The 12184-nt window shown below is 72.4% G+C and carries 11 protein-coding genes and 1 pseudogene; 2 read left to right on the plus strand and 10 right to left on the minus strand.

Translation table 11 applies throughout. The features are described 5' to 3' along the window. The 5 genes and pseudogenes from E0D90_RS17425 to rpsD form a co-directional block, all read right to left on the minus strand. Window positions 1–658 (minus strand): annotated as a pseudogene (locus E0D90_RS17425) (hypothetical protein); the annotation flags it as partial. A gap of 118 nt (window positions 659–776) precedes the next feature. Next, window positions 777–1241, minus strand: coding sequence for a Holliday junction resolvase RuvX (gene ruvX / locus E0D90_RS17430; RefSeq protein ID WP_103502334.1), 465 nt, complete (start codon window positions 1239–1241; stop codon window positions 777–779). A gap of 43 nt (window positions 1242–1284) precedes the next feature. Further along, window positions 1285–1605 (minus strand): DUF6167 family protein, encoded by a 321-nt coding sequence (locus E0D90_RS17435; RefSeq protein ID WP_219806402.1) that lies wholly within the window; start codon window positions 1603–1605, stop codon window positions 1285–1287. Between the two features lie 8 nt (window positions 1606–1613). Next, on the minus strand, window positions 1614–2039 hold the full coding sequence (locus E0D90_RS17440; protein WP_103502333.1) for a DUF948 domain-containing protein: 426 nt from the start codon (window positions 2037–2039) through the stop codon (window positions 1614–1616). A gap of 256 nt (window positions 2040–2295) precedes the next feature. After that, the gene (gene rpsD / locus E0D90_RS17445) at window positions 2296–2907 is read right to left on the minus strand and encodes a 30S ribosomal protein S4 (RefSeq protein WP_103502332.1); all 612 of its coding nucleotides are present in this window, start codon (window positions 2905–2907) and stop codon (window positions 2296–2298) included. Between the two features lie 258 nt (window positions 2908–3165). On the opposite strand from rpsD, the gene E0D90_RS17450 reads away from it, so the two are divergent. Continuing rightward, complete coding sequence (locus E0D90_RS17450) at window positions 3166–3801, plus strand: DUF2470 domain-containing protein (protein WP_227870286.1); 636 nt, start codon at window positions 3166–3168, stop codon at window positions 3799–3801. A 111-nt stretch (window positions 3802–3912) separates the two neighbouring features. Here the strand turns inward: E0D90_RS17450 and E0D90_RS17455 are convergent, their stop codons facing one another. The 4 genes from E0D90_RS17455 to E0D90_RS17470 form a co-directional block, all read right to left on the minus strand. Next, entirely contained in the window at window positions 3913–5274 is a 1362-nt protein-coding gene (locus tag E0D90_RS17455; RefSeq protein ID WP_130799172.1) for a replication-associated recombination protein A, read from the minus strand. 76 nt (window positions 5275–5350) lie between these two features. Next, complete coding sequence (locus tag E0D90_RS17460) at window positions 5351–5992, minus strand: vitamin K epoxide reductase family protein (protein ID WP_130799173.1); 642 nt, start codon at window positions 5990–5992, stop codon at window positions 5351–5353. A 117-nt stretch (window positions 5993–6109) separates the two neighbouring features. After that, window positions 6110–7378 (minus strand): histidine--tRNA ligase, encoded by a 1269-nt coding sequence (gene hisS / locus E0D90_RS17465; protein WP_130799174.1) that lies wholly within the window; start codon window positions 7376–7378, stop codon window positions 6110–6112. Between the two features lie 9 nt (window positions 7379–7387). Beyond that, on the minus strand, window positions 7388–8110 hold the full coding sequence (locus E0D90_RS17470) for an MBL fold metallo-hydrolase (RefSeq protein WP_130799175.1): 723 nt from the start codon (window positions 8108–8110) through the stop codon (window positions 7388–7390). A 380-nt stretch (window positions 8111–8490) separates the two neighbouring features. Here E0D90_RS17470 and E0D90_RS17475 point away from each other — a divergent pair, with 380 nt between their 5' ends. Further along, a complete protein-coding gene (locus E0D90_RS17475) occupies window positions 8491–9720 on the plus strand; it encodes a DUF349 domain-containing protein (RefSeq protein ID WP_103502328.1) in 1230 nt (409 codons plus the stop codon). Between the two features lie 115 nt (window positions 9721–9835). On the opposite strand, the gene E0D90_RS17480 is transcribed toward E0D90_RS17475, so the two are convergent. Next, a partial coding sequence (locus tag E0D90_RS17480) for a RelA/SpoT family protein (RefSeq protein ID WP_130799176.1) occupies window positions 9836–12184 on the minus strand: 2349 nt, incomplete at its 5' end.

Consider the following 12184-nt stretch of genomic DNA (forward strand, 5'->3'; position numbering starts at 1 on the left):
CGCCGGGCTGCTGGTCGTAGGGCTGGCCGCCGGGACCGTAGCCCTGACCGCCGCCGTACCCCGCACCGCCCTGACCGGCGTCGTAGCCGTGACCGCCCTGGTCGCCGTAGCCCTGGTTGCCGTGCTGGTCGTACGGCTGGTTCCCCTGCTGGCCGTAGCCCTGGCCGCCGGGCTGCTGGTCGTAGGGCTGGCCGCCGGGACCGTAGCCCTGACCGCCGCCGTACCCCGCACCGCCCTGACCGGCGTCGTAGCCGTGACCGCCCTGGTCGCCGTAGCCTTGGTTGCCGTGCTGGTCGTACGGCTGGTTCCCCTGCTGGCCGTAGCCCTGGCCGCCGGGCTGCTGGTCGTAGGGCTGGCCGCCGGGACCGTAGCCCTGACCGCCGCCGTACCCCGCACCGCCCTGACCGCCCTGGTCCCAGCCGCCCTGCTGCTGGGGATACCCCTGGCCCGGGTACCCCTGGCCCTGAGGGTGCTGCTGACCGCTGGGACCGTACTGCTGCTGGTAACCCTGGTCGGGGTAACCGCCCCGCTCCTGTGCGTAGGGGTCCCAGGAACCGTCGGCCGACCCCTCGGCGGGCTGTCGCCAGCGCTGATCGCCGTAGAGCGGGTCCTGCGGGTCCCACGGTTCCGAACCGGAGCCCCGGCCATAGTCAGTCATCGATCCCCTTGCGACGCCGGTACAGCCCGTCCGACCTGCCGGACGGTCGAACATCTCCGCGAGTCGGCCGGGATGTTCGATTGACTGCCATCTCGCGCGGCACGTTACCGTACCGCGATCAGACAACCACTTCGACGCACTGCCCGGGAGGCCGCCCCGAGGCACGCTCGGTCTCCAGGGCGCTCTGCAGGATGACCACGGCGGCGGCCTGGTCGATGCGGGACCTGCCCTTCTTCGCCGAGACACCCGAGTCGCGCATCGACTGCGCGGCGGTCACGGTGCTCATCCGCTCGTCCACCAGTCGTACCGGTACGGGTACGACCAGTCGAGCGAGCTGCCCGGCGAATTCGCGTACCTTCGCCGCCGCGGGGCCCTCGGTGCCGCTGAGCGAGCGCGGCAGGCCGACCACGAGCTCCAGCGGCTCGTACTCGGCGGTCAGCGCGGCCAGGCGGCGCAGCGCCGCCTGACGGTCCCGGCCGGGCACGGTCTCCACGGGCGTCGCCAGCAGCCCGTCCGGGTCGCTGCTGGCGACCCCGATCCGGGCGTCGCCGACATCGACCGCGAGCCGTCTGCCCCGGCGCATCAGCGCTGCTCCGAACAGTGCCTGCCGGCGAGGGGGCGCGCGCTCACCGCTCCCGCCGTCCGGGGCCGAGTTCGCCACGTTCCGGGCGGCCGGTGACGACCTCGCCGGGGAGCCGCCGCAGCGGGGGCTCCGAGGGGTCCTGGGTCAGCCCGAGGGCGTCCTGCAGCTCGTCCTCGCGCTGCGCCATCCCGGCCCGCACGTCGAGCGCGAAGGCCCGCACGCGCTGGCCGGTGTCCACCGCGCGGTCCGCGGCGCGCAGCGCCAGCGACTCCGGGGCGAGGGACTGGATCTTGCGATGGACCTTGGTGGTGGCCCAGACGCCCGCGGCGGCGCCTGCACCGAACCAGAAGGCACGGCGGAACATCGAACGGGTCAGCTCCTCTTGCGGCGGGGACGGCGGGCGCCCGGCACGGTGCGCCCGCGGGTGGTGCGGGGTGAGTCGGCGTTCCGGGGGTTCCGGCGGCCCAGGGCCTGCCGGACGCCGTACCCGAAGGCGGCGACCTTGACGAGCGGCCCGCCGAAGGCCGTGGAGACCGTCGAGGAGAGCGCCGAGGCGTTCGAGGTGACCTCCTGGACGTCCGAGGCGATGGCGTCGACCCGCGCGAGCTGCGTCTGGGCGGAACGCACCGTCACCGACGCCTCCCCGAGCAGCGGCACCGCCTGTTCGGTCACCGAGGTGACCAGCCGGGTCGCCGCTCTCAGGGTCTGGGCCAGGCGGTAGAGGGCGACAGCCAGGAAGGACACCAGGATCGCCCAGAACACCGCGACCAGAAGGCCGGCCACCTCTCCACCGGACACACCGCACCGCTTCCCTGGATCTCGACGTCTGTTGCTCCCCCGCGCGCCCGCGCTCCGGCGGGCGACGCGCCTGGAGCCTACCGCGCCGTCGGGGGGCAGGCCGCGTCCCGGCCCGGCCACGTCGCACGGCCGGGCCGGGCGTCGCGCACGGGCGCGGAGACGGCCACAGCACACGACTGCCGCCCCGCGGGCGGCGGGGCGGCAGTCGGAGGTGACGGGCGGTCAACCGGCCTGGACCGGCCGGCGGACCTCGACGTCAGCGGGCGTAGTACTCGACGACCAGCTGCTCGTCGCAGATCACCGGGATCTCGCGGCGGTTGGGGTCGCGGTCGAGGCGGAAGCCCAGCGCCGGGAGGTTGATCTCCAGGTAGCGCGGGGACTCGCCCTCACCGGCGTAGCCACCCTCGCGGGCGACCTGGAAGGGGTACTTCTCACGGCTGCGCTCGCGGACCTGCACCACGTCGCCCGGGCGGACCCGGAACGAGGGCTTGTCGACCTTGCGCTCGTTGACCTGGATGTGACCGTGCACGACCATCTGACGGGCCTGGTAGATGGTGCGGGCCAGGCCGGCACGCAGCACCAGGGCGTCGAGACGACGCTCGAGTTCGATGAGCAGGGCCTCGCCGGTTTTGGCGTCGACCTTGCGGGCGCGGTCGTAGGCGCGCACGAGCTGACGCTCGCTGATGTCGTACTGCGCCCGCAGCCGCTGCTTCTCCAGCAGTCGGACCTTGTAGTCACTGTTCTGCTTGCGGCCCCGGCCGTGCTCCCCAGGCGGGTAGGGACGCTTCTCGAAGTACTTGACGGCCTTGGGGGTCAGCGCGATGCCGAGGGCACGCGACTTCTTGACCTTGGGACGCGACTGGTTCACGTGGAACGAACCTCCGATAGGTTAGGTTAGGCTTACCTTAGTTGAGCAGCGCATTACTTCGCCCAGGGAGCCCCCATGATGGGTCAGCCGCGTCCCGCAGACGATGTGCGGCAGCCAAAAGCCGCCGAGCGCCTGCGCACTCTAGCGGAGTCGGATGCCTCTGCGGTAATCAGCATCCCAGGAACCAGGTCCCGGGGACAAACCGGTGCAGCCGGACCGACCCACGCCGAGACCCGCGCTGTGGCCCCGGACGGCGCGGTGATCATACTCGTGACCGCCGACTCACCGGCCGCCCGGGCTGTCGCCGCCGCCGACCTCGGCGGCACGCACGACGTCACGGCAGTGCTGGAGATCACAGACGTCGCGCCCGTGGCGGTACCGCACCGCATCCGTGGCCGGGGCTGGATCACCGGCTGGCTCAGCGCCGTACCCCGGTCCCGGCACGCCGCCACGGCCCGCCTGCTGGACGGGCGGCTGCCGCTGCGCGACCGGCACGAGACGTTCCTCCGGCTGGAACCGGGAGAGGCGTGGACCGACGACCTGTGGGGCGCGTCCGCCGTCGAGGCCGAGGAGTTCGCCGCCGCGACACCCGACCCGCTCAGCCGGCACGAGGCCGAACTCCTCCAGCACCTCGCCGGTGCCCATCAGGACCAGCTCACAGCACTGTGCGCGGTGGTAGGCGACCACCGCGACGACGCGGAGGACGCGGACGGCGAACTGGACCAGTGGGACCGCGTGGCGCCGGTGTCGCTGGACCGCTTCGGCATCCGGCTGCGGTTCTGGCGCCCGGGCGGGGGCGGCTTCGACGCCCGCTTCGACTTCCACGCGCCGGTGCGTGACGTGAGCGAACTGCGGCAGGCCATGCACCACCTGTTCGCCTCCGTCACCCGGTGAGCCGTTGAGCCGCGCCGCCCGCGCCGCCGGTCGCGCCGGGCGGCACGCGTGCGGCGCGGAGGTGGAGCCGCAGCACGGAGGACGGCGCGGGCGTACCGCCCGGCGCGACCGTCAGCTCTCGGAGGAGTCACCCGACAGGCGCGCCCTGACCCGCTCGGCGACGTCGGCGTACCGCGCTTCCGCCCCGTAACGCGTGGGCCGGTAGTACTGCTTGCCGTGCACGGCGTCGGGAGCGTACTGCTGCGCGGCGATCCCGCCGGGCAGATCGTGCGGGTACTGGTAGCCCTTGCCGTGACCGAGCTTGCCCGCGCCCTTGTAGTGCCCGTCCCGCAGATGCGGCGGCACCGGGCCGGCCAGCCCCGCGCGGACATCGGCCAGCGCCGCGTCGATCGCCAGGTAGGCCGCGTTGGACTTGGGAGCCAGCGCCAGCGCGACCACGGCCTGACCGAGGATGATGCGGGCCTCCGGGTATCCGATCAGCGCCACCGCCTGCGCAGCCGAGACGGCGGTGGCCAGCGCCGTCGGGTCGGCCATGCCGATGTCCTCGGAGGCGGAGATCATCAGCCGCCGCGCGATGAAGCGGGGGTCCTCCCCCGCCTCGATCATCCGCGCCAGATAGTGCAGCGCGGCGTCCACGTCGGAGCCGCGCACGGACTTGATCAGGGCGCTGGCGACGTCGTAGTGCTGGTCGCCGTCCCGGTCGTAGCGGACGGCGGCGCGGTCCACCGCCCGCTCCAGCTGCTCCAGGCTGATGGTCTCCTCACCCGCGTCGAGCGCCGCTCCGGCTCCGGCCTCCAGCGCGGTCAGCGCGCGGCGGGCGTCGCCACCGGCGATCCGCAGCAGATGTTCCTCGGAGTCCTCCGGCAGGCTCACCGAGCCGTCGAGCCCGCGCTCGTCGGAGACGGCCCGGTGCAGCAGCCCGCGCAGATCGTCCTCGGTCAGCGGTTCCAGCGTCAGGAGCAGGGACCGTGAGAGCAGGGGCGAGATGACGGAGAAGTAGGGGTTCTCGGTGGTGGCCGCGATGAGGGTGACCCAGCGGTTCTCCACGGCGGGGAGCAGGGAGTCCTGCTGGGCTTTGGAGAAACGGTGGATCTCGTCGAGGAAGAGGACCGTGTCCTTGCCGTAGGCGCCGGCGGAGCGCCGGGCGCCGTCGATGACGGCCCGCACCTCCTTGACGCCGGCGGTGATGGCCGACAGCTCCACGAACCGGCGGTCGGTGGCCTGGCTGACCACGTGCGCCAGGGTCGTCTTGCCCGTGCCGGGCGGGCCCCACAGGATGACCGAGGCCGGTCCGGCACGGCCCGTGGCGCCGTCGCCGACGAGACGGCGCAGCGGCGAGCCGGCGCCGAGCAGATGGCGCTGGCCGAGCACCTCGTCCAGGGTGCGCGGTCGCATCCGGACGGCGAGCGGGCGGCCCGCCGGCTCCTTCTCCTGGCGTTCCTCGGCTGCGGCGGTGAACAGATCGGGCTCCACGAACGGCAACCCTACTCGCGGGGTACGACAACCACCGGTCGCACCCGGGCCGCGGAGCGCTCAGCGGCCACTCAGCTCAGGCCCAGAGCTGGCTGCCGAACCGGGTGACGACCAGCATGACGACGACGCCGACGTGCAGGGCCGGGAGCAGCCAGTGGAACTCCAGCACGGAGGAACGCAGCCCCTCGGGCGCCGGCAGCACGCGGTGGCGCAGGTTGTGCACGGTGGTGTACCAGAACATCACGATGGTGGCGATCCAGGCCAGGCAGCACCAGAGGCAGAGGGCCGAGATGACGTACAGCGACTGGTACATCAGCCAGGTGCAGAAGACGACGCCGAAGAGCGTTCCTGCCTGCAGGCCGAGCCAGAACCAGCGCTGGTAGCGGGCGCCGGCGACCAGGCCCATGCCGATGGCGATCACCACGCCGTAGGTGACCAGGCCGAGCATCGGGTTCGGGAAGCCGAACGCGGACGCCTGGTGGCTCTGCATGATCGACCCGCAGGAGACCACGGCGTTGATGCTGCACGCCGGGTCGTAGTCGGAGTCCTCCAGCAGGTTGAACTTGTCGATGGTGATCACCCAGGCGGCCAGCAGCCCGAGGAAGCCGGTGATCACCAGCAGCCAGGCGAAGGGCCGTCCGGCGCCGATTCCCGGTGCGCCGCCGGACGGCTCGGCGGTGTCCGCGTGCTGTCCGTCTGCGGCTGCGGTGGTTGTCATCGTGGTCGGGGTCCCGTCGTCTGCTCGCGGTGGGGGCCGGGCCCGCACGCGGGCCCGGCGACAGCCTTATTGTGCACGAGCGATGTCAAGTCCGGGTAAGACGAACGGAACCCGCTGTCACTCCCGGCGCAGGCGAGCCCCGAGTTCGGCGACCACCCCGGCCAGGGGGACGGCGCTCTGCTCGCCGCTGGCGAGGTCCTTGAGCTGGACCTGCCCCTCGGCGAGGTCACGGTCTCCCGCGACCAGCGCGAACCGGGCGCCGGAGCGGTCAGCGGACTTCATCGCGTTCTTCATGCCCTTCCCACCGTAGGCGAAGTCGGCGGCGAAACCCGCCCGCCGGATCTCGGTGACCAGGGAGAACAGTGCGCCGCGCGCCTCCTCGCCGATGGGTACCGCGTAGACCTCGGTGGTGGGCGGCAGCTGCGGCTCGACGCCCTCGGCCCGCAGGGCGAGGACGGTGCGGTCGACTCCGAGTGCCCAGCCGACGGAGGGCAGCGAGGGTCCGCCGATCATCTCCGACAGGCCGTCGTACCGGCCACCGCCGCCCACGGCCGACTGGGCGCCCAGACCGTCGTGGACGAATTCGAACGTAGTGCGGGTGTAGTAGTCGAGGCCACGCACCAGACGCGGGTCGTCCTCGTAGGTGACCCCGGCGGCGGTCAGCAGCTCCCGGACGCGCTTGTGGTAGTCGGCGCAGTCGGCGCACAGGTGGTCGCGCATCAGCGGCGCGTCCTCCAGCTGGCTGCGCACGTCGGGACGCTTGTCGTCCAGCACCCGCAGCGGGTTGACCTCGGCGCGGGCGCGGGTCTCCTCGTCGAGGTCGAGTCCGGCGAGGAACTCCTGGAGGGCGGCGCGGTAGACCGGCCGGCAGACGCGGTCGCCCAGCGAGTTGAGGAGGAGCCGCACCTCGCGCAGCCCGAGCGCGCGGTGCGCCTCGACGGCCAGGATGATCAGCTCGGCGTCCAGCGCCGGGTCCTCGGCGCCGATGGCCTCGGCACCCACCTGCGAGAAGTGGCGGTAACGCCCCTTCTGCGGGCGCTCGTAGCGGTAGTAGGAGCCGGAGTACCAGAGCTTGACCGGCAGGTTGCCGGACTTGTGGAGGTTCGCCTCCAGCGCCGCGCGCAGCACGGAGGCGGTTCCCTCGGGACGCAGGGCGAGCTCGTCGCCGCCACGCGTGGTGAGGGTGTACATCTCTTTGGTGACGATGTCGGTCGACTCACCGACACCGCGGGCGAAGAGCCCGGTGCTCTCGAACCCGGGGGTCTCGGCGTAGCCGTAGCCCGCGCCCCGCAGCGGCGCCGCCATCGCCTCGCGGACGGCGAGGTAGAGGGCGGAGTCGGGCGGCAGCAGGTCGTAGGTGCCCTTGGGCGCCCGGAAGGTGTTCACGTCTGGTCGTCACATTCCTCGTCGGGGGGCGGGGGGCGGCTGGTCGCCGTCCGCCCCGGGCCCGGCGGCCAGGCCCCGAAGGAAGGGGTTGGTGGCGCGCTCGTGGCCGATGGTGGTCTGGGGACCGTGCCCGGCCAGGACCACGGTGGGGTCCTCCAGCGTCAGGCAGACGCGCTCCAGGGAGCGGAGGATCTCGGGGTGGTCGCCGCCGGGCAGGTCGGTACGTCCGATGGAGCCGGCGAAGAGCAGGTCGCCCGTGAAGAGCACCTGCGGCACGTCCGCCCGCGCGGGCAGGCGGAAGGTCACCGACCCCCTGGTATGCCCGGGCGCGTGCGCGACGGCGAACTCCAGCCCGGCCAGGCTCAGCGTGGTGTCGTCGTCCAGCTCCCGCAGGTCGTCCGGTTCGCCGAGGGTGAGGTCGCCGAGCAGGCGGTCGCCGAGCCGGCGCCCGAGCGCCTTCTCCGGGTCGCCCAGCATGTAGCGGTCCTCGGGATGGATCCATGCGGGGATGTCGCGGGCGCCGCACAGCGGCACCACGGAGGCGACATGGTCGATGTGACCGTGGGTGGCGAGGGCCGCGACCGGCTTGAGCCGGTGTTTCGCGACGGTCTCCGCGACGACGTCGGCGGCCTGGTGGCCCGGGTCGATGATCACGCACTCCTCGCCGGCGGCGGGGGCGACCAGATAGCAGTTGGTCCCCCAGGCCCCGGCGGGAAAACCGGCAATCAGCACGTCGGTCCCGTTCTTCTCGCGGCTGCGGTCTGCGGCGGTGTGCCACCGCGCGGGTCCGTCGGCCGGGGCGCCCGGGGGCGCGGCCCGGCACGGGCCACCGCGCGGTGCGAGCAGACTACCGGCGCCGGCGCCGGGGGCGCGAACCCGTTCCCGGGCCGTCCGCCGGGTCCCGTCGCATGTCACGGTCCGGGAGCGGGGCGAAGTTGGGTCCCGCGAGGTGCGGACAGCCGGGCTGCCCGTCGCCTATGTTGGGGCGTGGTGCGGAGCACCTAGAGGTGCGGCCCGCCGCCGGACGGTACCCCGGTGAGGGCGGTCCGGATGGGAACTGTGGACGATGCCACCGGGCGAGAGCCGGCGGGGCATCAAATGGAGGAGGCGCTGTGAGCAGCGATCCGTGGGGCCGCGTCGACGAGACCGGCACGGTGTATGTGCGGACTGCCGACGGGGAGAAGGTCGCCGGCTCGTGGCAGGCGGGCTCGCCCGAGGAGGCCCTCGCCTATTACGAGCGCAAGTACGAGGGCCTGGTCGTCGAGATCGGGCTGCTCGAACGCCGGGTGAGGACCACCGACCTGTCGGCGAAGGACGCGACGGCCGCCATCGACCATCTGCGGGCGCAGGTGGACGAGGCCCATGCCGTCGGCGACCTCGACGCACTGGCCAAGCGGCTGGACGCACTCGTCGCGCTGGTGGGCGAGCGCCGGGAGCAGCGCAAGGCCGATCGCGCCAAGCAGGGCGAGGAGGCCCGCAAGGCCAAGGACGCGCTGGTGGCCGAGGCGGAGGAGCTGGCCGCCAGCGAGCAGTGGCGGGTGGCCGGTGAGCGGCTGCGGTCGCTGGTCGACACCTGGAAGGGGCTGCCACGGCTGGACCGCAAGACCGACGACGAGCTGTGGCACCGCTTCTCGCAGGCCCGCTCCGCGTTCTCCAAGCGGCGCAAGGCGCACTTCGCCGCGCTGGACTCGCAGCGGGAGGAGACCCGCCGCCGCAAGGAGAAGCTGATCGCGGAGGCGGAGAAGCTGTCGACCTCGACCGACTGGGGTCCGACGACGTCCAGGTACCGCGACCTGATGCGCGACTGGAAGGCGGCGGGCCGGGCGCAGCGTGACGCCGAGGAGGACCTCTGGGCACGGTTCCGGGCCGCTCAGGACGTCTTCTTCCAGTCGCGCGGAGCCGTGTTCGAGGAGCGTGACGCCGAGTACCGGGAGAACCTCACCCGCAAGGAGGAGCTGGTCACCGAGGCGCAGAAGCTTCTCCCGATCACGGACGTGAAGGCGGCGCGGGCGACGCTGCGTTCGATCGGCGAGCGCTGGGAGGCCATCGGCCACGTACCGCGCGACGCGCGTGCGGCCGTCGAGGGCGGTATCCAGGCGGTCGAGCGCGCCGTGGCGGAGGCCGAGGAGACGGAGTGGCGCCGGACCAACCCGGAGGCGCGTGCCCGGGCGGCCGGTCTGACGGGCCAGCTGCAGGACGCCGTCGACAAGCTGCGCCGTCAGGCGGACCAGGCACGGGCGGCGGGCAACACCGCCAAGGCCGAGAAGCTGGAGCGCGAGCTGGCCGGCCGTCAGCAGCTGCTGGACCAGGCCCTCAAGGGGCTGCGGGAGTTCGGCGGCTGAGCGCGGATGGACGGACGGGGGCCGGTCGAGCCGGGCCCCGTCCGCCGACGGGCCGGGGCCGGAACGTGTGTGACACGTTCCGGCCCCGGCCCGTCTCGCGTTCCGCGGGCGCGGGTCAGCCGCCCCGGCGGGCGGAGGTGACCCGGTAGACGTCGTAGACGCCCTCGACACCGCGGACCGCGCGCAGCACGTGGCCCAGGTGCTTGGGGTCACCCATCTCGAAGGTGAACCGGGAGATCGCGACCCGGTCACGGGAGGTCTGCACCGCCGCCGACAGGATGTTGACGTGCTGGTCGGAGAGGATCCGGGTGACGTCGGACAGCAGCCGCGAGCGGTCCAGCGCCTCGACCTGGATGGCGACCAGGAACACCGAGGACTGGGTGGGCGCCCACTCCACCTCCAGCATCCGCTCCGGCTCACGGGCCAGGGCGTCGACGTTGACGCAGTCCGCCCGGTGGACGGAGACGCCACTGCCGCGCGTGACGAAGCCGATGATCGGGTCGCCGGGGACCGGCGTGCAGCAGCGTGCCAGCTTCACCCAGACGTCGTCGGTGCCCTTGACCACCACGCCGGGGTCGGCGTTGGAGCGGCGGCGGCCGAGAGAGGCGGGGACCGGGGGCGTGGTCTCGGCCACGTCCTCGTTGGCGGCCTCCTCGCCGCCGACCGCCTGGACCAGCTTCTGGACCACGCTCTGCGCGGAGACGTGGCCCTCCCCGATCGCGGCGTAGAGCGAGGAGATGTCCGGGTAGCGCATCTCGTGCGCGAGGGTGACCAGCGAGTCGCCGGTCAGTATGTGCTGGATGGGCAGGTTCTGCTTGCGCATCGAGCGGACGATGGCGTCCTTGCCCTGCTCGATCGCCTCGTCCCGCCGCTCGCGGGAGAACCACCCGCGGATCTTGTTGCGGGCGCGCGGTGACTTGACGAAGCCGAGCCAGTCCCGGGAGGGCCCGGCGCCGGACGCCTTGGAGGTGAAGACCTCGACCGTGTCGCCGTTGTCGAGCGTCGACTCCAGCGGCACGAGCCGCCCGTTGACCTTGGCGCCTATCGTGCGGTGGCCGACCTCGGTGTGCACCGCGTAGGCGAAGTCGACGGGCGTCGCCCCGGCGGGCAGCGCGATGACGTCACCCTTCGGTGTGAAGACGAAGACCTCGTTGCGGGAGAGGTCGAACCGGAGGGACTCCAGGAACTCGCCCGGGTCCTCGGTCTCCTTCTGCCAGTCCAGCAGCTGCCGCAGCCAGGCCATGTCGTTGACGGCCTCGCCGCTCTTGTCGCCCTTGCGGGAGGGGACCTCTCCCCTGACCTTGGAGGCGCCGGCGACGGCCTGCTGCTTGTACTTCCAGTGCGCGGCGATGCCGTACTCGGCACGTCGGTGCATGTCGAAGGTGCGGATCTGGAGCTCGACCGGTTTGCCGCCGGGACCGATCACCGTGGTGTGCAGCGACTGGTACATGTTGAACTTCGGCATGGCGATGTAGTCCTTGAACCGCCCCGGCACCGGGTTCCACCGCGCGTGCACGGTGCCCAGCGCGCCGTAGCAGTCCCGGACCGAGTCGACCAGGACCCGGATGCCCACCAGGTCGTAGATCTCGGCGAAGTCGCGTCCGCGCACGATCATCTTCTGGTAGACGCTGTAGTAGTGCTTGGGCCGGCCGGTCACGGTGGCCTTGATCCGGGCGCCGCGCAGGTCGGCCAGGACCTCGTCGATGACGGTGGCCAGGTACTCGTCCCGCTTGGGGGCGCGCTCGGCGACCAGCCGCACGATCTCGTCGTACATCTTGGGGTAGAGGATCGCGAACGCGAGGTCCTCCAGCTCCCACTTGATGGTGTTCATGCCCAGGCGGTGGGCGAGCGGGGCGTAGATCTCCAGCGTCTCGCGCGCCTTCTGCTCCTGCTTCTCCCGCTTCAGGAACCGCATGGTGCGCATGTTGTGCAGCCGGTCGGCGAGCTTGATGACCAGGACCCGCGGGTCCTTGGCCATGGCGACGACCATCTTGCGGACCGTCTCGGCCTGCGCGGCCTCGCCGAACTTGACCTTGTCCAGCTTGGTGACGCCGTCGACGAGCAGGGCCACCTGGTCGCCGAAGTCGCGCCGCAGCGTGTCGAGACCGTACTCGGTGTCCTCGACCGTGTCGTGCAGCAGGCCGGCCATCAGGGTGGCCGGGTCCATGCCCAGCTCGGCCAGGATGGTGGTCACGGCCAGGGGATGGGTGATGTACGGGTCGCCGCTCTTGCGCTTCTGCCCCCGGTGCCAGCGTTCGGCCACCTGGTAGGCGCGCTCCAGCTGGCGGAGCACCGCGGTATCAGCCTTGGGGTCGTTGGCCCGCACCACGCGCAGCAGCGGTTCGAGCACCGGGTTGTACGGGGTCGAGCGCTGGACGCCGAGCCGGGCCAGACGCGCCCGGACCCGGTTGGAGGACCCTGAGCGGCCCGAGATCCCGGAGACCGGGGGCTGCGCCGCCGGGGC

The sequence above is a fragment of the Streptomyces otsuchiensis genome (genome assembly GCF_004305975.1).
Taxonomy (GTDB): domain Bacteria; phylum Actinomycetota; class Actinomycetes; order Streptomycetales; family Streptomycetaceae; genus Streptomyces; species Streptomyces otsuchiensis.

What these genes read in the sequence shown, in the direction of transcription:
- ruvX (WP_103502334.1), bottom strand. Translation starts at nt 1,241, where the DNA reads ATGCGCCGGGGCAGACGGCTCGCGGTCGATGTCGGCGACGCCCGGATC.
- E0D90_RS17435 (WP_219806402.1), bottom strand. Translation starts at nt 1,605, where the DNA reads ATGTTCCGCCGTGCCTTCTGGTTCGGTGCAGGCGCCGCCGCGGGCGTC.
- E0D90_RS17460 (WP_130799173.1), bottom strand. Translation starts at nt 5,992, where the DNA reads ATGACAACCACCGCAGCCGCAGACGGACAGCACGCGGACACCGCCGAG.